This is a genomic window from Streptomyces sp. NPDC003697 (assembly GCF_053587115.1).
Map to the genome: position 1 here is coordinate 48,989 of NZ_JBSFNN010000026.1, position 21,008 is coordinate 69,996.

Annotated in this window: 20 protein-coding genes; 14 read left to right on the forward strand and 6 right to left on the reverse strand. The window is 73.3% G+C overall.

The window, feature by feature from the left end; genetic code table 11:
* Positions 1–109 precede the first annotated feature (109 nt).
* Positions 110–1,216: a cell division protein ZapE gene (gene zapE / locus ACWDNY_RS13645; RefSeq protein ID WP_451645911.1), complete on the reverse strand. Its 1,107-nt coding sequence runs from the start codon at positions 1,214–1,216 to the stop codon at positions 110–112.
* Positions 1,217–1,253: 37 nt separating this feature from the next.
* On the opposite strand from zapE, the gene ACWDNY_RS13650 reads away from it, so the two are divergent.
* The 9 genes from ACWDNY_RS13650 to ACWDNY_RS13690 all read left to right on the forward strand — a co-directional run bounded on the left by ACWDNY_RS13650 (position 1,254) and on the right by ACWDNY_RS13690 (position 9,446).
* A complete protein-coding gene (locus tag ACWDNY_RS13650) occupies positions 1,254–2,084 on the forward strand; it encodes a pyrimidine reductase family protein (protein WP_451645912.1) in 831 nt (276 codons plus the stop codon).
* A gap of 220 nt (positions 2,085–2,304) precedes the next feature.
* Positions 2,305–2,778 (forward strand): indole-3-glycerol phosphate synthase, encoded by a 474-nt coding sequence (locus ACWDNY_RS13655; protein WP_451645913.1) that lies wholly within the window; start codon positions 2,305–2,307, stop codon positions 2,776–2,778.
* 326 nt (positions 2,779–3,104) lie between these two features.
* Entirely contained in the window at positions 3,105–4,493 is a 1,389-nt protein-coding gene (gene murC, locus ACWDNY_RS13660) for a UDP-N-acetylmuramate--L-alanine ligase (RefSeq protein ID WP_451645914.1), read from the forward strand.
* 15 nt (positions 4,494–4,508) lie between these two features.
* Positions 4,509–4,916 carry a peptide-methionine (R)-S-oxide reductase MsrB gene (gene msrB / locus ACWDNY_RS13665; RefSeq protein ID WP_451645915.1) on the forward strand — a complete coding sequence of 136 codons (408 nt, stop codon included), beginning with the start codon at positions 4,509–4,511 and terminating at the stop codon, positions 4,914–4,916.
* Positions 4,917–5,053: 137 nt separating this feature from the next.
* Entirely contained in the window at positions 5,054–5,413 is a 360-nt protein-coding gene (locus tag ACWDNY_RS13670) for a DUF6479 family protein (RefSeq protein ID WP_451645916.1), read from the forward strand.
* Positions 5,414–5,623: 210 nt separating this feature from the next.
* Complete coding sequence (locus ACWDNY_RS13675) at positions 5,624–6,850, forward strand: ABC transporter ATP-binding protein (protein ID WP_451645917.1); 1,227 nt, start codon at positions 5,624–5,626, stop codon at positions 6,848–6,850.
* A 5-nt stretch (positions 6,851–6,855) separates the two neighbouring features.
* The gene (locus ACWDNY_RS13680) at positions 6,856–7,572 is read left to right on the forward strand and encodes an ABC transporter permease (RefSeq protein WP_451645937.1); all 717 of its coding nucleotides are present in this window, start codon (positions 6,856–6,858) and stop codon (positions 7,570–7,572) included.
* A complete protein-coding gene (locus ACWDNY_RS13685) occupies positions 7,569–8,237 on the forward strand; it encodes an ABC transporter permease (protein ID WP_451645918.1) in 669 nt (222 codons plus the stop codon). Before ACWDNY_RS13680 ends, ACWDNY_RS13685 begins: the two co-directional genes overlap by 4 nt.
* Before the next feature lie 237 nt (positions 8,238–8,474).
* The gene (locus ACWDNY_RS13690; RefSeq protein ID WP_451645919.1) at positions 8,475–9,446 is read left to right on the forward strand and encodes an ABC transporter substrate-binding protein; all 972 of its coding nucleotides are present in this window, start codon (positions 8,475–8,477) and stop codon (positions 9,444–9,446) included.
* A 118-nt stretch (positions 9,447–9,564) separates the two neighbouring features.
* Here ACWDNY_RS13690 and ACWDNY_RS13695 read toward each other — a convergent pair whose 3' ends face one another.
* On the reverse strand, positions 9,565–10,014 hold the full coding sequence (locus tag ACWDNY_RS13695; protein ID WP_451645920.1) for a DUF6114 domain-containing protein: 450 nt from the start codon (positions 10,012–10,014) through the stop codon (positions 9,565–9,567).
* A gap of 4 nt (positions 10,015–10,018) precedes the next feature.
* Entirely contained in the window at positions 10,019–10,726 is a 708-nt protein-coding gene (locus ACWDNY_RS13700; protein WP_451645921.1) for a DUF6230 family protein, read from the reverse strand.
* A gap of 630 nt (positions 10,727–11,356) precedes the next feature.
* Here ACWDNY_RS13700 and ACWDNY_RS13705 point away from each other — a divergent pair.
* Complete coding sequence (locus ACWDNY_RS13705; RefSeq protein ID WP_451645922.1) at positions 11,357–12,010, forward strand: Tat pathway signal sequence domain protein; 654 nt, start codon at positions 11,357–11,359, stop codon at positions 12,008–12,010.
* An 18-nt stretch (positions 12,011–12,028) separates the two neighbouring features.
* Here ACWDNY_RS13705 and ACWDNY_RS13710 read toward each other — a convergent pair whose 3' ends face one another.
* The 3 genes from ACWDNY_RS13710 to ACWDNY_RS13720 all read right to left on the reverse strand — a co-directional run bounded on the left by ACWDNY_RS13710 (position 12,029) and on the right by ACWDNY_RS13720 (position 14,609).
* Positions 12,029–13,000, reverse strand: coding sequence for a lytic polysaccharide monooxygenase (locus ACWDNY_RS13710; protein WP_451645923.1), 972 nt, complete (start codon positions 12,998–13,000; stop codon positions 12,029–12,031).
* Positions 13,001–13,109: 109 nt separating this feature from the next.
* Positions 13,110–13,958, reverse strand: a complete 849-nt coding sequence (locus ACWDNY_RS13715) for an NAD(P)H-binding protein (protein ID WP_451645924.1) — start codon at positions 13,956–13,958, stop codon at positions 13,110–13,112.
* 3 nt (positions 13,959–13,961) lie between these two features.
* The gene (locus tag ACWDNY_RS13720) at positions 13,962–14,609 is read right to left on the reverse strand and encodes a ScbR family autoregulator-binding transcription factor (protein ID WP_451645925.1); all 648 of its coding nucleotides are present in this window, start codon (positions 14,607–14,609) and stop codon (positions 13,962–13,964) included.
* 642 nt (positions 14,610–15,251) lie between these two features.
* Between ACWDNY_RS13720 and ACWDNY_RS13725 the strand changes: the two genes are divergently transcribed.
* The 4 genes from ACWDNY_RS13725 (at position 15,252) to ACWDNY_RS13740 (ending at position 20,945) form a co-directional block, all read left to right on the forward strand.
* On the forward strand, positions 15,252–15,899 hold the full coding sequence (locus tag ACWDNY_RS13725; RefSeq protein WP_451645926.1) for a ScbR family autoregulator-binding transcription factor: 648 nt from the start codon (positions 15,252–15,254) through the stop codon (positions 15,897–15,899).
* A 286-nt stretch (positions 15,900–16,185) separates the two neighbouring features.
* Complete coding sequence (gene cyc2 / locus ACWDNY_RS13730; RefSeq protein ID WP_451645927.1) at positions 16,186–18,348, forward strand: germacradienol/geosmin synthase Cyc2; 2,163 nt, start codon at positions 16,186–16,188, stop codon at positions 18,346–18,348.
* 433 nt (positions 18,349–18,781) lie between these two features.
* Complete coding sequence (locus tag ACWDNY_RS13735; RefSeq protein ID WP_451645928.1) at positions 18,782–19,909, forward strand: M24 family metallopeptidase; 1,128 nt, start codon at positions 18,782–18,784, stop codon at positions 19,907–19,909.
* 88 nt (positions 19,910–19,997) lie between these two features.
* The gene (locus tag ACWDNY_RS13740; protein ID WP_451645929.1) at positions 19,998–20,945 is read left to right on the forward strand and encodes a phosphotransferase family protein; all 948 of its coding nucleotides are present in this window, start codon (positions 19,998–20,000) and stop codon (positions 20,943–20,945) included.
* Positions 20,946–21,008 lie beyond the last annotated feature (63 nt).

The window sequence follows — 21,008 nt, forward strand, 5'->3', positions numbered from 1 at the left end:
GGTCGAGAGAGGACCGCGGCCGGTTCACAGGGGTGGGCGGCAGGCGTGGTGCGGGCCTGCCGCGGGGGGACGAGGAGGGACCCGGCCCGGCGCGGGGGTGAGGGGCTCGTCAACCCTGCTCGACGAGCCCCTTGGCGTCCCGCGCCAGCGCGGTGAGCCGGGAGATCGCCCGGAAGTACTTCTTGCGGTAGCCGCCGTTCAGCATCTCCTCGCTGAACAGCCGGTCGAAGGCCACGCCCGAGGCCAGCACGGGGACCTCGCGGTCGTAGAGCCGGTCCGCGAGCACCACGAGGCGCAGCGCCGTCGACTGGTCCGGCACCGGGCGGACGTCGGTGAGGCACACCGCGCCGACCGAGTCGGTCAGCGCGCCGTAGCGGCTCGGGTGGACCCTGGCGAGGTGCTGCAGCAGCTGCGGGAAGTCGTCCAGCGAGGCGCCCTCGGTGGCGTACGCCGCCTTGGTGACCTGCTCGTCGGAGTACGGCGCCGGCGCTTCGGGGAGGCCGCGGTGGCGGTAGTCCTCGCCGTCGATGCGCAGGGTACGGAAGTGGGCGGACAGCCCCTGGATCTCCCGCAGGAAGTCGGCGGCCGCGAACCGCCCCTCGCCCAGCTTGTCCGGCAGCGTGTTGGAGGTGGCCGCCAGGGCGACGCCCGCGTCGACGAGCCTGCCGAGCAGCGTCGAGACGAGAACGGTGTCGCCGGGGTCGTCGAGTTCGAACTCGTCGATGCACAGCAGGCGGTGGCCGGAGAGGGTCTCGACCGTCTTCTGGAAGCCCAGGGCGCCCACCAGGTTGGTCAGCTCGACGAACGTGCCGAACGCCTTGCGGGCGGGCTCGGCCGGGGTGGCGTGCCACAGGGAGGCCAGCAGGTGGGTCTTGCCGACGCCGTAACCGCCGTCGAGGTAGACGCCGCGCGGCCCGGCCGGCTTCGGGGCCCTGGCCCTGCCCCGGCCGAAGCCGAGGAACCCGCGCCTGCCGGAGCCGGCGGCCGCCGCACCGTCGAGCCCGGCGGCGAAGTCGTCGAGGACCCGCACGGCCTCCGTCTGGCTGGGCTGCTTCGGGTCCGGGATGTACGTGGCGAAACGCACCGAGTCGAAGCGCGGCGGCGGCACCATCTCGGCGACCAGGCGGTCCGCGGGGACGTGCGGCTCGCGGGCGCACAGCGACAGCGGGCCCCCGTCGGTGAGGTTGCTGAGCCCGGAGGCGGAGGAGGACGACACGGTTCACCAGCTTAAGCGGCGTGGAACACTGCTCGGCATGCGACGCCTGTTCCCTGTGACCGACGAGACAGCAGCCCCGGCCCCTCACGGGACGGGAGGGACCGGCGGGACGGGCGCGCGCGGCGCCGGAGCGGTGGACCGCGAGTGGTCCCTGGCCGAGCTGGCCGCCGCCTACGCCTACCCGGAGCCGGCATCCGGGGGCCGGCGGCCCTGGCTGCGCGCCAACATGGTCGCCACGCTCGACGGCGCGGCGCAGCACGAGGGGCACTCGCAGCCCATCTCCAGCGCCGCCGACATGCGGGTCTTCGGCACGCTGCGCGCCCTGGCCGACGTCGTGGTCGTCGGCGCGGAGACCGTACGCCAGGAGGGGTACCGTCCGGCCCGCGCGCGCAAGGAGTTCGCCGCGCTGCGGGCGGGGGCCGGGCAGGGGCCGGCGCCCGCGATCGCGGTCGTCAGCGCGAGCCTGGAGCTCGACTTCTCGCTGCCGCTGTTCACGTCGCCGCTGGTACCCACGCTGATCCTGACCGGCGCCGCGGCGGCCCCGGACCGCCTGGCGGCGGCGGAGAAGGCGGGCGCCAAGGTGGTGATCGCCGGTGACGGGGTCGGTGTCGACCCCGCCCGCGCCGTGCGGGCGCTGGCCGAGCGCGGCCACACCCGGCTGCTGACCGAGGGCGGTCCGCGACTGCTGGGGCAGCTGGTCACGGCCGGCGTGCTGGACGAGCTGTGCCTGACCGTGTCCCCCATGCTCACCGCGGGGGACGCGCAGCGCATCGCCGGCGGGCCGCGGATCGCGGTGCCGCAGCGGTTCGTCCTCGCGTCGCTGCTGGAGGAGGACGGTTTCCTGTTCAGCCGGTACCGGAGGGCCTGAGGGGCGGCTGGTCACTTGCCGGAGGCTCGCGGGCGCCCGTCCCGACGGCTGCGGCGCCTCGCCCGGGATCGTCGGAATTGATCGTTCCGGTTGGTCCGCGCCGGGCACACTAAATCGCGGCCGTACCTGTGCGATCACGGGGCAGGATGGTTTCCGCAGGGGCTGGCACTGGCCCACGGAGGACAGAGGGCCGACGGCCCTCGGAGCAGAAGGGGCGCCTGTGTTCACAAGCGTATTGATGATCGAGAAGGCGCTGACGTCCGCCGACGTGGAGTTTGTCACGAGCCTGCACGGGGAGGAGCCGGTCTCCTTCCACGTCCTGCTCCAGCCGCGCGGCGACCAGGCGGACCGGCTGCTGCGGGCCATCGACGACATCGCGCTCGGCGAGATCGACGAGGCGGCGCGGGAGGGGGAGACCCCGGAGGGCGAGGACGCGAAGGAGCTCGGCGAGCGGGCCCTGGAGGTGTCCCTGAAGGCGCTGCGCGGGTCGGGCGGCGAGGCGGAGGGGCGGCTGGTCGAGGACCATCCGCTCGACGCGCTGAAGGCGCTCGTCGACGAGATCCGCGCCGACGAGGTGATCGTCCTCACCGATCCGCACTACGTGGAGGAGTTCTTCCACCGGGACTGGGCGTCGCGGGCGCGGCACAAGGTGGGGGTGCCGGTGTTGAAGCTGTTCTCGCACAGCAAGGCGTAGGCGCTCCGCCGGAGGCGGGGTGGAGGTGGGGGCGGGGGCTTGCGGTGCGGTGTTCCCCGCGGGTGGGTGGGGGTTTGTCGCGCAGTTCCCCGCGCCCCTTCGGGGGGTTGTGGTGTGGTGTTCGCTGCGGGGTGGGTGGGGGCTTGTCGCGCAGTTCCCCGCGCGCCTTTGGGGGATTGTGGTGTGGTGTTCGCTGCGGGTGGGTGGATCCCTGGGGTGTTGTGGGGGCGTCCCACGCGCGGGGGTGGGGACGTACGGAATAGGCTAAGGGCGCTCTCCTGTGGGAGGGCGTGATCGTCGACGTACGGACCCCTGGAGAGAGACACATGGCAGCCGGCCTTCCCACCGCCATGGACCGACCGCACTTCATCGGCATCGGCGGCGCCGGAATGTCGGGCATCGCCAAGATCCTCGCGCAGCGCGGCGCCAAGGTGGCGGGCAGCGACGCGAAGGAGTCCGCGACCGTCGAGGCCCTGCGCGCGCTGGGCGCGACGGTGCACATCGGCCACACGGCCGGGCACCTGGCCGACGACGCGAGCTGTGTGGTCGTCTCCTCGGCCATCCGCGCGGACAACCCCGAGCTGGCCCGCGCGGCCGAGCTGGGCATCCCCGTCGTCCACCGTTCCGACGCCCTGGCCGCCCTGATGGAGGGCCTGCGCCCGATCGCGGTCGCCGGTACCCACGGCAAGACCACCACCACCTCGATGCTGGCGGTCTCGCTCACCGAGCTCGGCCGGAAGCCGTCGTACGCCATCGGCGGCGACCTCGACGCCCCCGGATCCAACGCGCTGCACGGCGGGGGCGACATCTTCGTCGCCGAGGCCGACGAGTCGGACCGCAGCTTCCACAAGTACGCGCCCGAGGTCGCCGTCGTCCTCAACGTCGAGCTCGACCACCACGCCAACTACGCCTCGATGGACGAGATCTACGAGTCCTTCGAGGCCTTCGCCGACCGTATCGTGCCCGGCGGCACGCTGGTGATCAACGCCGATCACGGGGGCGCCCGGGAGCTGACCCGCCGGCTGGCCGGGACGGTGCGGACCGTGACGTACGGCGAGTCCGAGGACGCCGACGTGCGGGTCCTGTCGGTGCTGCCGCAGGGCCTGAAGAGCGAGGTCACCGTCCTGCTCGACGGCAAGGAGCTCACCTTCGCTGTCTCCGTCCCGGGCCGCCACTACGCGCACAACGCCGTCGCCGCGCTGGTCGCGGGCGTGTCCCTGGGCGTGCCGGCCGAGGAACTCGCCCCCGCGCTGGCCGCCTACACCGGCGTCAAGCGGCGCCTGCAGCTCAAGGGTGAGGCGGCCGGCGTCCAGGTGATCGACTCCTACGCGCACCACCCCACCGAGATGGCGGCCGACCTGGAGGCGATGCGCGCCGCCGCGGGCGACGCCCGGATCCTGGTCGTCTTCCAGCCCCACCTCTTCTCCCGCACCCAGGAGCTGGGCAAGGAGATGGGCGGGGCGCTCGCTCTCGCGGACTGCTCGGTCGTCCTCGACATCTACCCGGCCCGCGAGGACCCGATCCCCGGCGTCACCAGCGAGCTGATCATCGAGGCCGCCCGGGCGGCGGACGCGGACGTCACGGCGGTCCACGACAAGGCCGAGGTGCCGGACGTGGTCGCGGGAATGGCGAAGGCCGGTGATCTCGTTCTCACCATGGGCGCGGGCGACGTCACCGACCTTGGACCGCGCATCCTGGACCGTCTGTCGAAGTGAGGGGCTGAGGACCACATGTCCTACGACGTCGAGAAGCCGGACGAGCAGTGGCGGGCCGAGCTCACCCCGGCCGAGTACGCGGTGCTGCGCCAGGCCGCCACGGAGCCCGCGTTCACCGGTGAGTACACCGACACCAAGACCACGGGTGTCTACTCCTGCCGGGCCTGTGGCGCCGAACTGTTCACCTCGGACACGAAGTTCGCGTCGCACTGCGGCTGGCCGTCCTTCTACGACCCGAAGGACACCGACGCGGTCGAGCTGGTCGAGGACCGCTCCCACGGGATGGTGCGCACCGAGGTGCGGTGCGCCCGCTGCGGTTCGCACCTCGGGCACGTGTTCGAGGGGGAGGGATACCCCACCCCCACCGACCAGCGGTACTGCATCAACAGCATCTCCCTCCGGCTGGCGCCCGCAGGGGAGTAGACCCCGGCCGGGACCGCCGGCCGGCTCGCGGCGTCCGCTTTGCGGTGACCGCGCTCGGTGGGACACTGTGTGACACGGGTGACGTCTCCGGACATCACCGCAACTCTTCGCGTTCCGCAGAGGCGGGTGGGAAGAACATGGACACAGCGTCCAACGTCGTACTGGCGGCGTCATGGGGCCCGCTCGGCGCCTTCGTCCTCGGACTCGTCGTCGTGGTCGGCGGTCTGGTGTGGGCCGTCTGGATGGGTATCCGCGTCATGCGCCGGGAGCCCGACAGGCCCAGGGAAGTCGAACAGCCGCACCTGCCGGTGACCGGCGCGATCCACGAAGTCCGCGAGGTCCGGGAGCCGGACGAGGTGCACTGCGACGACGGCGTACGGCTCATGCCCTACGAGATCCACCGGGCCGGCACCCGGCGCAGCAACGACCAGCACCGCCACCGCTGGAGTCCGGGCGGCAGCGGGTCCTTCGGCAGCGGCGGCCCCGGGGCGACCTGACGCTCCGGCCGGGCGGCCGCACCCGTGCGGGGCGGGCCTCGGCCCGCCCCGTTCTCCGCGTTCCGGGGTTTCCGGTCACGGCGGTGGCCCCGCGCAGCGTGTCGGCCCCGGCGGTCCCCGGGGTCAGGGTCTAGACTCTTTCGCTCACGGTCCGTGCGGCCGTGGCCCGAAGTCCGCCACTGCTGCCAAACCCGAAGGATGTCCGGCGTCTTGATACGGATGGAATCAGTCACCAAGCGGTACGCGGACGGCACGGTGGCGGTCGACCGGCTGTCGCTGGAGATACCGGACCGCTCGATCACCGTCCTGGTCGGACCGTCCGGCTGTGGCAAGACCACCACTCTGCGGATGATCAACCGGATGGTCGAACCGAGCGAGGGAACGATCCTCCTCGACGGCGCCGACATCCAGCAGCAGCCCGTCGACTCCCTGCGCCGGTCGATGGGATACGTCATCCAGAACGCCGGGCTCTTCCCGCACCGCACCATCGTCGACAACATCGCCACGGTGCCCCGCCTGCTCGGCTGGAGCAAGCAGCGGGCCCGATCCCGGGCGGCGGAGCTGATGGAACGCGTCGGACTGGACGCCTCGCTCGCCAAGCGCTACCCGTACCAGCTCTCCGGCGGCCAGCAGCAACGCGTCGGCGTGGCCCGGGCGCTCGCCGCGGACCCGCCGGTCCTGCTCATGGACGAGCCGTTCTCGGCCGTCGACCCGGTGGTCCGCAAGGGGCTCCAGGACGAGCTGCTGAAGATCCAGGAGGAGTTGGGCAAGACCATCGTCTTCGTCACCCACGACATCGACGAGGCCGTCAAGCTGGGCACCATGGTCGCCGTCCTGCGCACCGGGGGCCGGCTCGCCCAGTTCGCCCCGCCCGCCGAACTGCTGTCCGCCCCCGCCGACCCCTTCGTCGAGGACTTCCTCGGCACCGACCGCGGCATCCGCCGGCTCTCCTTCTTCTCCTCCCGGCGGCTGGAGCCGGACCCGGCCCCGGTCGTCGCCGTGGACGCCACCGCCGAGCAGATCGCCGCCGTCCGCGCCGCCGCGGGCGCGCCCCACCTGCTGGTCACGGACACCGGCGGCAGGCCCCTGGGCTGGAGCGAGCCGGACGAGCTGACCGCCGGGCAGGTGGACCCGGCCCGACTGCTGCCGCACGGGCGGCCGTTCCGGTACGGGACGGAACCGCTGCGGGCCGCGCTGGACTGCGCCGTGCTCTCGCCCACCGGGTGGGCGGTCGCCGTGGACGCGGACGGACGGACGGTCGGCGTCGTCTCCCAGGCGGCCATCGCGGACGCGATCCGCAGCGCGCACGCCGAGGACCGTGCCGAAACCGAACGCGCCGACGCCGAGGACCGCGCCCGGGAGGCCGCCGGGGACCGCGCCGCCGCCCCCGCCCCCGCCCTCGCCGGGGACGGCGCCGACGCCGAGGTCGCCGGATGAACGGCATGGACCGCTTCTTCGACATCCCCAGCGACCTCCAGCACAGCTGGCTCGGGCTGGTCGGCCTCCATCTGCGCGAGGCGCTGCTGCCGGTCCTCGCGGGTCTGGTGGTGGCGCTGCCGCTCGGTCAGCTCTGTGTGCGCTTCCGCCGGCTGTACCCGCCCGTGCTGGGTCTGACGACCGTGCTGTACGCCGTCCCGTCACTGGCCTTCTTCGTCGTCCTCATCGACTACACCGGTCAGACCGAGCTCACCGTGATGATCCCGCTCGCCGTCTACAGCCTGGTCGTCCTCGTCCCCGCGATCGTCGACGGGGTCCGCTCGGTGCCGCAGGAGACGCTCGCCGCCGCCACGGCCATGGGCTTCGGGCCGGTGCGGCGCTACGTCCAGGTGCAGCTGCCGATCGCCGTGCCCGCCATCATCGCGGGGCTGCGGGTGGCCGCCGTCTCCAGCATCAGCCTCGTCAGCGTCGGTATGCTGATCGGCAACCAGGGCGCGCTGGGCAACCTGCTCTACGACGCCAACCAGTACCACCGGCCCGAACTCGCGGTGAACTCCGTGCTGACCACCGCGGTGCTGGCGGTCCTCGTCGACGCCGTACTGATCCTGCTGCGTCTGCTGCTGACCCCGTGGATGCCGCGCGGCATCCGGCGCGGGGCACCGGCCGCCGACGAGGTCCGGCCCGAACCGGCCGCCGCTGCCCTGGAGGACGTCGCCCGGTGAACGTACTGCACTTCGTCAGCGCCTTCTTCAGCGACGGCGCCCACTGGCACGGTTACGACGGCATCCCGGCCCGGCTGGCCGAGCACCTCCGCTACTGCCTGATCGCGCTCGGCCTCGCCGCCGTCGTCGCGTTGCCGGCCGGCCTGCTCACCGGCCACTACGGGCGCGGCGGCAACACCGTGGCGCTGATCGCCACCGCCGGGCGGGCCCTGCCGAGCTTCGGCCTGCTGGTGCTGATGTTCATCGTGTTCGGGTTCGGCCTGGTGCCCGTCATGGTCCCGCTCGTCGTTCTCGCCGTACCGCCGATCCTGGTGACGACGTACGAGGCGATCCGCTCCGTCGACCCCTCGCCGGTGGACGCCGCGCGGGGAATGGGGATGCGCGAGTTCCGTGTCCTGTTCCAGGTCGAACTCCCGGTCGCGCTCCCGCTGATCCTCAGCGGCCTGCGCTCGGCGGCCATCCAGATCGTCTCGACGGCGACCATCGCCGCGTACGTCAGTCTCGGCGGCCTCGGCCGGTACATCATCGACGGCCTCTACCAACGCGACTACGAGAAGGTCGTCGGCGGCGCCACGCTGGTCGCCGTGCTGGCGCTGGTGACGCTCTCGGTGTTCTGGGCGGCCGCCCGGATCGCGGTGTCGCCAGGGGTGCGCCGCGGCGGCTGACGACCGTGACGCCTCCCGCCGGCCCGGCACGGGCCGCCTGCTCCGCCCTGTCCGGGCGGCGCGGCGGACCACCGCAGGATCCGCACAACCGGGCACGCGCCGAGCCCGGTCGGTGACCCGGCCGGGCTTGACTGCGACAGAACCGGCTGGATTGGATCGACGGCGTACGGCGCCGCACGCGCACCCCTGTCCACGCCACCCTGCTCATCCGCCCCCTCTCAGTCCGGAACGGAAATCGTGACCTCCAACGCGAAGAGCACCAGGTCCAGCACGAGACACTACGGCCCGGCCGCCGTCGCCCTGGCCGCCGGCGCGGCGCTGGCCGCCGTGTGCGCCGGCTGTTCGTCGTCCTCCGGCGACGGCTCCGGCAACCCGCTCGCGGAGGGCGGGGGCGACGGCTCCACCGTCGTCGTCGGCTCCAACAACTTCGCCGAGTCCACCCTGCTCGCCGACATCTACGGCGAGGCCCTCAAGGCCAAGGGCGTCAAGGTGACCTACAAGCCCAACATCGGCAGCCGCGAGACCACTTACGGTCTGCTGCGGAACGGCTCGATCACGGTGCTGCCCGAGTACAGCGGCTCGCTGCTGGCGTATCTCGACAAGAGCGCCACACCGAAGAGCGTCGCCGACACGACGGCCGCCATCGAGGCCAAGCTGGACCCGAAGCTGACCCTGCTGGAACCGTCGCCCGCGCAGGACAAGGACTCCGTCACCGTCAACGCGCAGACGGCGCGGAAGTACGGCCTCACCGAGAAGTCGTCCATCGCCGACCTCAAGCCCTTCGCCAAGGACCTGGTCATCGGCGGCTCCCCGGAGTTCCAGACCCGGCAGCAGGGCCTGGCCGGCCTGAAGTCGGTCTACGGGCTGGAGTTCAAGTCCTTCAAGGCGCTCGACGCGGGCGGTCCGCTGACGCAGACGGCGCTGACGAAGAACACCGTGCAGGCCGCGGACGTCTTCACCACGGACCCGACCATCACCAAGGAGAAGTTCGTGGTTCTGCAGGACCCGCAGAACCTCTTCGGATTCGCCAACGTGCAGCCGCTCGTCCGGAAGTCCGGCCTGTCCCGGAAGGGCGTCGACGCGCTCAACGCGGTCTCGGCCAAGCTGGACACGGCCACCCTGCTGGATCTCGACACCCAGGTGCAGTCGCAGAAGAAGGACCCGCTGGACGTGGCGAGGGCCTGGCTGAAGTCCGCCGGCCTCGACTGAGGCACAGCCCTCACGTGCCGGTGGCCGCACCTCGTGGGGCCACCGGCACGGCCGTCCCACGGGTCGCCGCCCCCCGTCCCCCGATCCCCTGGTTCGTCTTCGTCCGCGGGTTCCGGCGTCACCCGGTCGCGGCGGGCCGGCGAACCTCCGCGCGCCGCCGGCGCCGCCCGCGGCGCGGCTCCTGGTCCGGGAGCCAGCCGAAGGTCAGGCAGCTGCCGGTCACCCCGAGGAGGAGACCGACGAAGAAGCCGCCCAGGTTGGACGTGACCCAGCTGCCCAGGGAGAGCAGCACGCCGGTGAGGGAGTAGAACAGTCGCTGGGCCGGGCTGAAGAGGATCAGCAGACCGCACAGGACCATCAGCGTGGGCAGCAGGTAGCCGGCCAGACCCTGCATGCCGATGTGCAGGATCACTTTCAGCGACGCCTTCTCGGTGAGCAGGATCTCGGCCCCGCCCAGTGTGAGCAGCAGCCCGCCCCAGAACGGACGGTGGGCCCGCCACCTGCGGAAGGTGCTCCGCGGTCCCGGGCGCGGTGTGCCCGGGGTCTCGTGTCGTCCGGCGTCCGGCATGTGCTCAGCAGCCCGTCTCGCCGAACCCCAGCTTCAGCCCGGGCAGCTTGAACACCCCGGCCGTCGTGGCGTAGTTGGTCTGCCGCAGGTCACCGATGTGCACGGTGTCCGCCTGCTGACTGAACATGCCCGTGGGGCCCTGCACTCCGGCCTTCGTCAGCGTGCTCGCGTCGTTGCCGATCTCGATGTTGCGGAACGAGGCGTTGCCCGACAGTTCCGTCGAGTCGGTCGTGAGGTCGGTCGCCCTCACCTTGTCCTTGCCGCTGCCCGCTCTGATGACCAGGTTCGTGCCGCCGAGGTCGACGCTCTGGCACAGCTTGGTGAGCGTGGCCTTCTTGATCGCGGAGGTCACCGTCAGCACCTGGCCGCCGGTGTCGCCCGCGTTGGGGCTGTCCTCGGCCATGTTGTCCAGGGCGCCGAACTGCTCGAAGCCGGTGCCGTTCAGTTCGGTGGCGGTCACCGTGAAGGCCATCCCGGAGATCGCGAACTGCACGCCCAACGCACCCTGCGCGGTGAGGACCGCCAGCGCCGCGGCGACCAGGGTGGCCGGCACGGCCGGCACCGCGGCGCGGCGCAGCCGCACCCGGCCGCCCCGGTCCGCGGCGTGAGCGGCCCCGGTGGTGCCCGCTTCGGGCGTTTCGGTGGGGAGAACGCTTTCCGGTCTTTCGGGGGTGTTGCCGGCGGACGGGGTGACGTCCGGGGACGAGGCCATGTCTGCTCCCAGGCATAGTCAATGCTGATCGGGTTCAGGGCCCGTTGTCCTGGCGCGGACAGCGGCTGCGGCACGCGCCCCTCGCACCTCCCGGAGGGTGCAAGGGCTTTCTCGTTACGCGACGGTAACTGCGAGCGAAGTTACCGGGGGTTACATTCGAATTCAAGGTGTGCGTGAAAGAAAGGTGCGGAGTGTGGGCCACCTGTGGCGACACCTCCCACGGGCGGCCTGGCGCAGGGCTCGGCCGGCCCGCCTTCTTCGGTCCGCCGCCTTGACGCCGGTCGAATCCCGGGTCTACAACTCTGCCTGTCTCCCGGATCCGTGGCGCCGGATCCGCCGCGCGGCACGGCCGCGCACCCTTCCCGGATTCCTCTTTCCCGCGGCGTGCTCCCGCACGGCGCCGCGCCCGGATCCCGTGATCAGCGCCGCACCGGTGCACCGCGTCCCGTGCGGGCCGTTTCGCACCGGTTCTCCTCCCGGCCGGGCCGGGCCGGGCGCCCTCCCCCCGGGCCCCGGCCACCGGCAGGCCGCCGCATCCCGTCCGCCGCGTGGCAAGAAGGGCGTGACGGCGGTGACGGCGGACAGCAACGACGGCACCTCCTGACCCCACTTCAGAAACGAGGTACCCGCATGCGTACGCGTTCCTTCCTCACCCTGGCCGCCGCGGCCACCGCACTCTCGCTCCCCGCGGTCGTCCCCGCCTCCGCGGCCCCCGACCCGGTGCTCACCACCGGCGGCAGCGGTGGTGCCGCCGTCGCCGTCGGCGACGTGCTCACCGCCTCCCTGGCGAGCGGCACCCACGCCACGTTCTACTCCAGCGCGACGGGCACCAGCGGAGTGTCCTGCGGCTCGTCGGCGTTCACCGCCACCGTCACCGACAACCCCGCCGCACCCGGAACGGCCACGGAGTCGCTGACCGGGCACACCTTCGACAGCGCCAGCTGCAGCAGCAACGTCACCGGGGTGCTCGGCGTCAACGGCATCACGGTCGACAACCTGCCGTACACCACGACCGTCGCCTCGGACGGCACCCTGACCGTGACACCGGCCGGCGGCTCGACCATCCAGACGACGGTCAAACTGCGCACCCTGCTCGGCAGTGTCACCTGCGTCTACCGGGCTCCGAGCATGAGCGGCAGGACCGACAACGCCGACAACAGCATCAGCTTCACCAACCAGCAGTTCACGAAGATCTCCGGCTCGTCGCTGTGCTTCGCCAACGGCTACTTCACCGCCAAGTACGCGCCGGTGACCGACGCGGGGGCCGCCGTCTACGTCAACTGACCCGGCCGGCAACGGGGTTCAGCGTCGACGCAGACGCAGGACCAGGGCGGCGCCCCCGGTGAGCACCAGCACCGCCGCGGCGCCGCCCGCCAGCACCGGCGTGGCGGGCCCCGAGCCGGTGCCGCCGGCCGTGGAGGCCACCGGAGTGCTGCCGGCGACCGCGTCCCCGGCCCGTGCCGGGTCCCCGGAGGCGCGTCCGGCGGGCGCCGAGGTGCGGTCGCCGGCGGCCGAGGGGCTCACGCCGCCCGGCGCCGGTCGCGCGGACGCCGTCCCTTCGCTGCCGCCCGACGGTGCCTTCCCGGTGCCGTCCGCCGTCCCGCGCGCACCGCCGCCCGCCGCGGCGGGCTGCTGGAACACCACGTCGGAGCAGGAGTAGTACGTGTCCGGGGTACTGCTGTTCTGCCAGACGGTGAACAGCACATGGCGGCCGGTCCGGTCGGCGGGCAGGGTGGCCCGCAGATGGTAGGCGCCGCGCGTCAGCTGCGGGTCCGTCACCTCGGCGAAGGGCCGGGCCGGCAGGTCCGACCAGGTCAGCGGCTTCGCGGGGTCGTAGCCCGGTTTCGTCAGGTAGAGCCTGAACGTGCCCTCGTGCGGAATCGTCGAGGCGTAGGTCAGGGTGAGCCTCGCTCCCGCTGCCAGCCGGGTCGACGGCCAGTCGGAGCGGGCCAGGTCGAGGCCCCTGTAGGCGGGCAGGCCGCCGCTGCACAGGCGGCCGTCCGGAATCACCTCGCGGTCCCGGCCGCGGACGTCGGCGACCCGCAGGTTGTCCCATGCCGTGAACGGGGCGCCGTTCGCCGCCACCGCCGCCCGGCAGGCCGCCGAGCGGGCCGCGCCGCCCCCGTCGGGTGAGCAGGCCACCACGCGGCTGACCGGATCCGTCGGCGCGCCGTGCGCCCGGGCGGGCACCGCCGCCCAGAGCGTGAGCAGGGCCGACGCCGCCATGGCGGCACCGGTGACCCTCAGGGATGCGGTCGTCCGGGTCCGGGTCATCCGCAACGTCTCCTCGGCGGGCGCGGGAACAGATGTGTTCCGTGCAGTACGGCGGAGAGGTGCCGGGCGTTCAACGGGTGCGTCCCGCCGGCGCCCGCCCGTACAGGCGTCAGCCGCCGAACGCCGCCCTGTGGTCCTCGGCCCACTGCCGGTAGCTCCGCGCGGGCCGGCCGAGCACGCTCCCGACCGTCGCGTCCACGCGGGTCTTCGCCCCGGCCCGTGCGCGGGCCGCGCTCTCGGACAGGGCGTCGGCGAGGGGCGCCGGGTAGCGGGTGCGCAGCGCCGCGTACGCCTCCTCGGGCGTCAACGCGATGAACCGCACGGGGCGTTCGAGGACGCCGGCGAGCACGGCCGCCTGGCTGCGGGGGCTGATCGCCTCCGGCCCCGTGAGGGGCAGGATCCGGCCCGCGTGACCGTCCGGGTCGAGCAGGGCGGCCGCCGCCACCTCGGCGACGTCCCGCGGATCCACCGTCGCGTTCACCACGTCGCCGTCGGCCGCGCGCACCACGCCCTCCTCGCGGACCGAGCGCGCCCAGCCCAGGGTGTTCGACATGAAGGCGCGCGGGCGCAGCACGGTCCACGACAGACCCGCGTCCCGCAGCAGCCGCTCGTTGGCCCGCTGCCACGCGGTGACCAGGTCGGTGGCCCCCTCGTCGGCCACCGCCAGGGCGGACAGCTTCACCACATGGCGCACACCGGCCGCCCGTGCCGCCGTCACGAAGTTCCCGTCCTGGGCGGGGGCCAGCGGGTCCGCCGTGACCAGCAGCGCCGACCGCACCCCCGTCAGCGCCCGCGTGAGGCTGTCCGGATCACCGAAGTCGCCCGCCACCACCTCCGCGCCCGCGGGTGCGGTGACCCGCCGGGGGTCGCGGGTGAGCAGGCGCAGCGGTGCCACGCCGGCCAGCCGGCGCGCCACCAGCCGGCCGACGGTGCCGGTCGCACCGGTCAGCAGGATCACGGCTCAGTCCTCCGCCCGGTCGAGGGCGGCCAGGACGCGGGTGCCCCGGTCGGGCGCGGTGTCGAGCGAGAGGAGCAGGCCCGGCACGGCGATGCTCGGCAGGATGTGGCCCCACAGCACGGAAATGCGGTGCCCCAGGTCGCCGCGGCCGGTCAGCGCCCGGGACATGAGCTGGATCCCGGCGAAGGAGCCGACCAGCAGCTCCACCGTGTCCCGGGGCTCGACGGTGGGCAGCAACTCGCCCTGCTCCCGGGCCTGCCCCATCAGCGCCATGAGGCGTTCGCCCCACTGCCGGAACGGCCCGGTGTGGTCGACGCCGGGCGGCGCGCACTGATCGACGGTCAGCCGGACGCTGCCCCTCAGCAGGGCGTCCCGCAGGAGCCGCTGGGCGACCACGAACGTCATGTCGATGATCTCCTGCAGCTTGCACGGCTGCGGGGGAACGGCCCCGAACGGCACCTGCTCGTCCAGCACCGCCTGGGCGAGGGACTCCTTCGAGGGGAAGTGGAAGTACAGGGCGCCCTTGGTGACGTCGGCCCGTTCCAGCACCATGGCGATGGTGGTGGAGGTGTAGCCGTGCTCGTCGAACACGGCGCCAGCCGCTTCCAGGATCGCCCTGCGCGTCCTGATGGCGCGCTCCTGCTTCGCCACGAGAACCCTTCCACTGCCGGGGCCGGCCGGTTCCCGCCCGTGCGCCGGGCCGGCCACGCGCGGGTCCGGACCACCCGGTCTCATTGAAAAACAAACCGGTCGGCTCGTACTCTAGCGCTCACCGCGGGGGCGCCTGCCGCCCGGCACGGCCTTCCGGGGAACCAGGGAGAGCCATGCCCGAAGTCCGGCAGCCCGGGCCGTCACCGGCCGCGCCCAGCGATCGGACGGCCGCCCCGCCCCGCCGGCACGCCCGCGGCCCGGCGGCCGCCGGACCACGCTCACCGGCCGGGTCGGCAGTGGGCGCCAGGATACCGCGCAACCCGTTTGTTCAGTCGGCGTTCGGTCACCGCCCGGACGCGCCGCCCTCACGCCCTGCCGCCGGGCCACCCGCCGGACGTGGTCCCCGGATACCCCTCGTGCCTGCTCCCGTCCCCGGTCGGCCCCGGCCTTCGGAGCTGGGCCGGCGGCAATGCCCAGGTCCCCCGCCGCTTCGGGCCCGGAGCCGCGCCCCGGCGGGCGTCCGGGACGACGCGGTCGTCGTCGCGGGCGGGGTGGCTGCGGCAGACAGGTGAGTTATCGTGTACCCCGAGTGAGAAACAAACGGCATGCCCCGTTCTTTGCAGCCCCGGGAGTGTCCTGTCGATGGCGAGGCAGTTACGCGCCGAGCAGACCCGCGCGACCATCATCACGGCCGCCGCCGACCTCTTCGACCGGCACGGCTACGAGAGAACGAGCCTCAGCGACATCGTCGAGCACGCCCAGGTCACCAAGGGTGCGCTGTACTTCCACTTCGCGGCCAAGGAGGACCTGGCGCACGCGATCATGGCGCTGCAGTCCCAGGCCTCGCGCCGCGTGGCCAGCGAGGCGCGCGGACGCGGCTGTTCGTCGCTGGAATCGCTGATGCGCGTCACCTTCGCGCTCACCCGGCTCTCCGTCGAGGGCCCCATCACCCGGGCCGGCCTGCGGCTGGCCCTCGGGGGAGTCCCGGTGCAGCCCCCGCTGCGGCACCCGTTCACCGAGTGGCTCGAGATCGCCACGCGCGGGCTTTTCGGCGCGGTCAAGGAGTCGGACATCCACCCGGACACCGACGTCCACGCCGTGGCGCACTCCCTGGTCTGCTTCTTCGTCGGCACGCGGGTCGCCGGCCGGCCACTGGAACCGGTCGCCCGGCTGCCCCGCAGGACCGCGGAGATGTGGCACATCCTGATCCGCGGACTGGTGCCGGTGCACCGGCGTCCGCCCTATCTCGCGCTCGCCACCCAGCTGGAGCGGGAGATCGGCGGCGTGTGACCCGCGCCGGTACGGCGAGGCGCGTTGGGCGACCGCCTGCTTCCCCGGGCCCGTCGCCGCTCTGCGTGTCACCGAGTCCGGCGTGGTCACCGGCCTGGACACGGACACCGGGACCGCACTGACCGCCGCCGGGGAGGGGCGCCGGTGCACCAGCGGCACCCACACGCTGCTCCGGGCCGGACCGTGGGCACACGGTCCGTCGGGGCTCGGCGTGGTGGTTCACGCGATGGTGTGATGGGCTCCGGGTGCGCGGATGGCCCGAACGGCCCACGGGTAGGGCCCGGCCATGACGCAGCAGCCCTTCGAGCTCCCGCACTTCTACATGCCGTACCCGGCGCGGCTGAACCCGCACCTCGACGAGGCCCGCGCCCACTCGACCCGCTGGGCCCGCGAGATGGGCATGCTGGAGGGCTCCGGAATCTGGGAGCAGGCCGACCTCGACGCGCACGACTACGGACTGCTCTGCGCCTACACCCACCCCGACTGCGACGGGGCCGCCCTGTCACTCGTCACCGACTGGTACGTGTGGGTCTTCTTCTTCGACGACCACTTCCTGGAGACCTTCAAGCGCAGCCAGGACCGCGCCGGCGGCAAGGCGTACCTGGACCGGCTGCCGCTGTTCATGCCGCTGGACCCGGCCACACCCGTCCCGGAGCCGCAGAACCCGGTCGAGGCGGGCCTGGCCGACCTGTGGGCGCGCACGGTGCCGTCCATGTCGGCCGCCTGGCTGCGGCGGTTCGCCGTGTCCACCGAGCACCTGCTCAACGAGTCCCTGTGGGAGCTGTCCAACATCAACGAGGGGCGGATCGCCAACCCCGTCGAGTACATCGAGATGCGCCGCAAGGTCGGCGGCGCGCCCTGGTCGGCCGGGCTCGTGGAGTACGCGACCGCCGAGGTCCCCGCGTCCGTCGCCGGATCGCGGCCGCTCAGGGTGCTGATGGAGACGTTCTCCGACGCCGTGCACCTGCGCAACGACCTGTTCTCCTACCAGCGGGAGGTGGAGGACGAGGGCGAGCTGAGCAACGGCGTGCTGGTGCTGGAGAGGTTCTTCGGCTGCACCACCCAGGAGGCCGCCGACACCGTCAACGACGTCCTCACCTCGCGTCTGCACCAGTTCGAGCACACCGCGCTCACCGAAGTGCCCGCGCTGGCCCTGGACAAGGGTCTCACCCCCGGCGAGGTCGCGGCGGTCGCCGCGTACACCAAGGGCCTGCAGGACTGGCAGTCCGGCGGCCACGAGTGGCACCTGCGCTCCAGCCGGTACATGAACGAGCGGGCCCGTCCGGCCGGTTCTCCGTGGCAGCGCCCGGCCGGGCCCGGCACCCACGCCGCCGACGTCGGCGCGCTGCTCGCCGCCGCGGGTGGTGAACGGCGCCTGCGCGCCCACACGCACGTGCCGTACCAGCGGGTCGGACCGTCCCTGCTGCCGGAGTTCCGCATGCCGTTCCCGCTCCGGCTCAGCCCGCACCTGGACGCCGCCCGCGGCGCCCTCACCACGTGGTGCCACCGCACGGGCATCCTGCAGGAGGGCGTCTGGGACGAGGACAAGCTGCGCGCCTACGACCTCGCGCTCTGCTCGGCGGGCCTGGACCCCGACGCCACCGTCGAGGAGCTGGAACTGAGCGCGCAGTGGCTCGCCTTCGGCACCTACGGCGACGACTACTACCCGCTCGTGTACGGGCACCGCCGCGACCTGGCCGCCGCACGGCTGACCACGGCCCGTCTGTCGGCGTGCATGCCGGTGGACGGTGAGGAAGCGGTCGTCCCCGTCAACGCCATGGAGCGCGCGCTGACCGACCTGTGGGCGCGGACGACGGCCCGGATGACCCCCGGCCGGCGGGGCACCTTCAAACGCGCGATCGACACGATGACCGAGAGCTGGGTGTGGGAACTGTCCAACCAGCTGCACCACCGCGTCCCCGACCCGGTCGACTACCTGGAGATGCGACGCGCCACCTTCGGCTCGGACCTGACACTGAGCCTGTGCCGGATGGGCCACGGTCCCGCCGTCCCGCCCGAGGTGTACCGCAGCGGTCCGGTCCGGTCCCTGGAGAACGCGGCCATGGACTACGCCTGCCTGCTCAACGACGTGTTCTCGTACCAGAAGGAGATCGAGTACGAGGGTGAGATCCACAACGCCGTCCTCGTCGTGCAGACTTTCTTCGGCATCGACTACCCGGCCGCGCTGTCCGTCGTCGACGATCTGATGACCGGCCGCATGCGGCAGTTCGAGCACGTCCTCGCCCATGAACTGCCGGTCGTGTACGACGACTTCGAGCTGTCGCGGGAGGCCCGCGAGATCATGCGGGGGTATGTCGCCGACCTGCAGAACTGGCTCGCCGGCATCCTCAACTGGCATCGCTCGGTGGACCGTTACAAGGCCGAGTGGCTGTCCCGGCGCGCCCACGGCTTCCTCCCGAACCGGCCGCCCGCCCTGCCGGTGGGCTGACCCGGGCACACGAACGCGCCTCGGCCGGTCTCCCGGACGACGCCCTGAGCGGTGCCGTTCAGGAGACCGCCGGACGCGTGGCCAGGGCAGGCGCCCGCCGGACTCACCGCGTCACCGCGTCAGCGCGGTCACGCGGGCACGGCGGTCACCGGCGCGGCGCCGTCCGGGACCGTCGGCCGCCCTCCCCGTCATGTGCCGGCAACCGGCCTCACTCGTTCGTGGCTCGTGGTGCCGACCCCGGCGCGGGGCGCGGGCGAGCCGGTGATGACGGCGCGTTCGCGGACCTGGGCGGGCCGGGAGACCACTGGCCGGGCCGCTCGCGGCCGGCCGGACCGGGCCCGCACCGCCGACCGGCTCGCGTTGCCCCTCTCAGCCGGGCAGGATGCTGCGCGTAGCCTTGATCCCGTCCCGCCCACCGCACCCGGAGGCCCGGATGACCGGCAGCACACCCGCGCCCTTCACCGTCGACGACTACAGGGCCCGGATGGAGCGCGCCGCCCGGGCGGCCGCCGACGCCGGGCTGGCCGGGCTGCTCGTGGCGCCGGGGCCCGACCTCGCGTGGCTGACCGGCTACGCGCCCCCCGCCGACACCGAGCGGCTCACGCTGCTGGTCCTGGCCGCCGGCCGCGACCCCGTCCTCGTCGTCCCCACGCTGGAGGCCCCCGACGCGGCGAAGGCGGCGGGCGCCGGGGCCCTGACCCTGCGCGACTGGACCGACGGCAAGGACCCCTACGCCGTCACGGCCCCCCTCCTCGACGACCGGGGCCGGTTCGGCGTCAGCGACAACGCCTGGGCCATGCACCTGCTGGGGCTGCAGAAAACGCTGCCCGGCACCTCCTACGCCTCCCTCACCGAGGCGCTGCCCATGCTGCGCGCCGTGAAGGACCCGGCCGAACTGGAGCTCCTGGCCGCCGCGGGGGCGGCCGCCGACGCGGCGTTCGAGGAGATCCGGAACGTGTCCTTCGCCGGACGGCGCGAATCCGACGTGGCCGCCGACCTGGCCGCCCTGCTGCGGCGGTTCGGGCACTCCCAGGTCGACTTCACCATCGTCGCCTCGGGGCCCAACGGCGCCAACCCGCACCACGAGGTGGGCGACCGCGTCATCGAACGCGGTGACATGGTGGTCCTCGACTTCGGCGGTCTCCGGCAGGGCTACGGCTCCGACACCTCCCGCACCGTCCACGTCGGCGAGCCGACCGCCGAGGAGCGCCGGGTGCACGACCTCGTGCGGGAGGCCCAGGAGGCGGGCTTCCGGGCGGTGCGTCCCGGCGTCGCCTGCCAGGAGGTCGACCGGGCCGCCCGCGCGGTGATCGACGGCGCCGGGTACGGCGCGTACTTCATCCACCGCACCGGCCACGGCATCGGCGTCACCACGCACGAACCGCCCTACATGATCGAGGGGGAGGAGCAGCCCCTCGTGCCCGGCATGTGTTTCTCCGTGGAGCCCGGCGTCTACCTGCCCGGCCGCTTCGGGGTGCGCATCGAGGACATCGTCACCGTGACCGAGGACGGCGGCCGCCGCCTGAACGACACGACCCGCGAGATGGTGATAGTGGACTGACCGCCGACCGACCGACCGCTCGACCGGCCGGGGCCACCGGCAGCCCGGCACCCCTCCCATGACGCACTCCTCACCACACGGCGCGACGATGACCCAGGCACCGACACCCACCGCGGACAGCGTCCGCCGACTGGTCCGCACCCTGCTCCGGGACGGCGCGGACACCGCCGCAGGACCCGAGGTCCGGCCCGTCGCCGAGGGCGGGCACCGCACCTGGTGGGTCGGTGCCCGCCATGTGCTGCGCCTGGCCCCCGACCGGGACGGCTCGGTCCGTCAACGCCGTGAGCTGCGCCTGCGGGACCTGGTCCGTCCCCATGTGCCGGTCGCGGTCCCGGCGAGCGTCGGCCACGGGGAGTGGGCGCCCGGGCTGACCTACACGCTGGACACCAGGATCCCCGGCGGCACGGCCGAGCAGCACGACGTCTCCGCGATCGGCGAGGACGACCTCGCCGGGCTCTTGTCGGGGATGCGCGCGGTGCCCGTCCGGCAGGCCGGGACGCTCGGGGTGCCGAGGGTCGCGCCGCGCTCCCTGGAGGCACTGCGCCGGATGGCCCTGCACGCCGCCCGACGCCTGGGCGCCGCCGACGAGTTCGACCCCGCACGGATGAACCAGCTCGCCCCGCCCGCCGCCGTGCAGCTCGCCGCCCAGCCCGGCGGCGCGGTCCTCGTCCACCACCGCCTGAGCGCCGGTCACCTCGTGCTGAGCGCCGACGGCCGGGTGCGCGGTGTCCTCGGCTGGACGGACGCGGTCGTCGGGGACCCCGCGGAGGACATCGCCGGTCTCGCCCGTGCCGTGGGATCCCCGGCCGCCGTACGCGCCGCCACCCTCGCCGGCTACGGCGCCCGGCCCTGTCTGCGGGGCCTGTGGCTGGCCCGCTGCGACACGGTCGTGCGCCTCGCCGGCCACCTGGAGGGCCGCGACGACACCCCGCTGCCGCGGCTGCGGACCGAGCTGCGCCACGCCTGGGAGGCGATCCTGCTGGAACGGGTCACGGAACTGCGGGAGGACGGGGACGCCGCGAGCGGCCGGCCCTGAGACCGCCCCGGTACCCGCACACCCGCACCGACGGGCCCCGCGACGAGGACGGCCGCTGCGGTC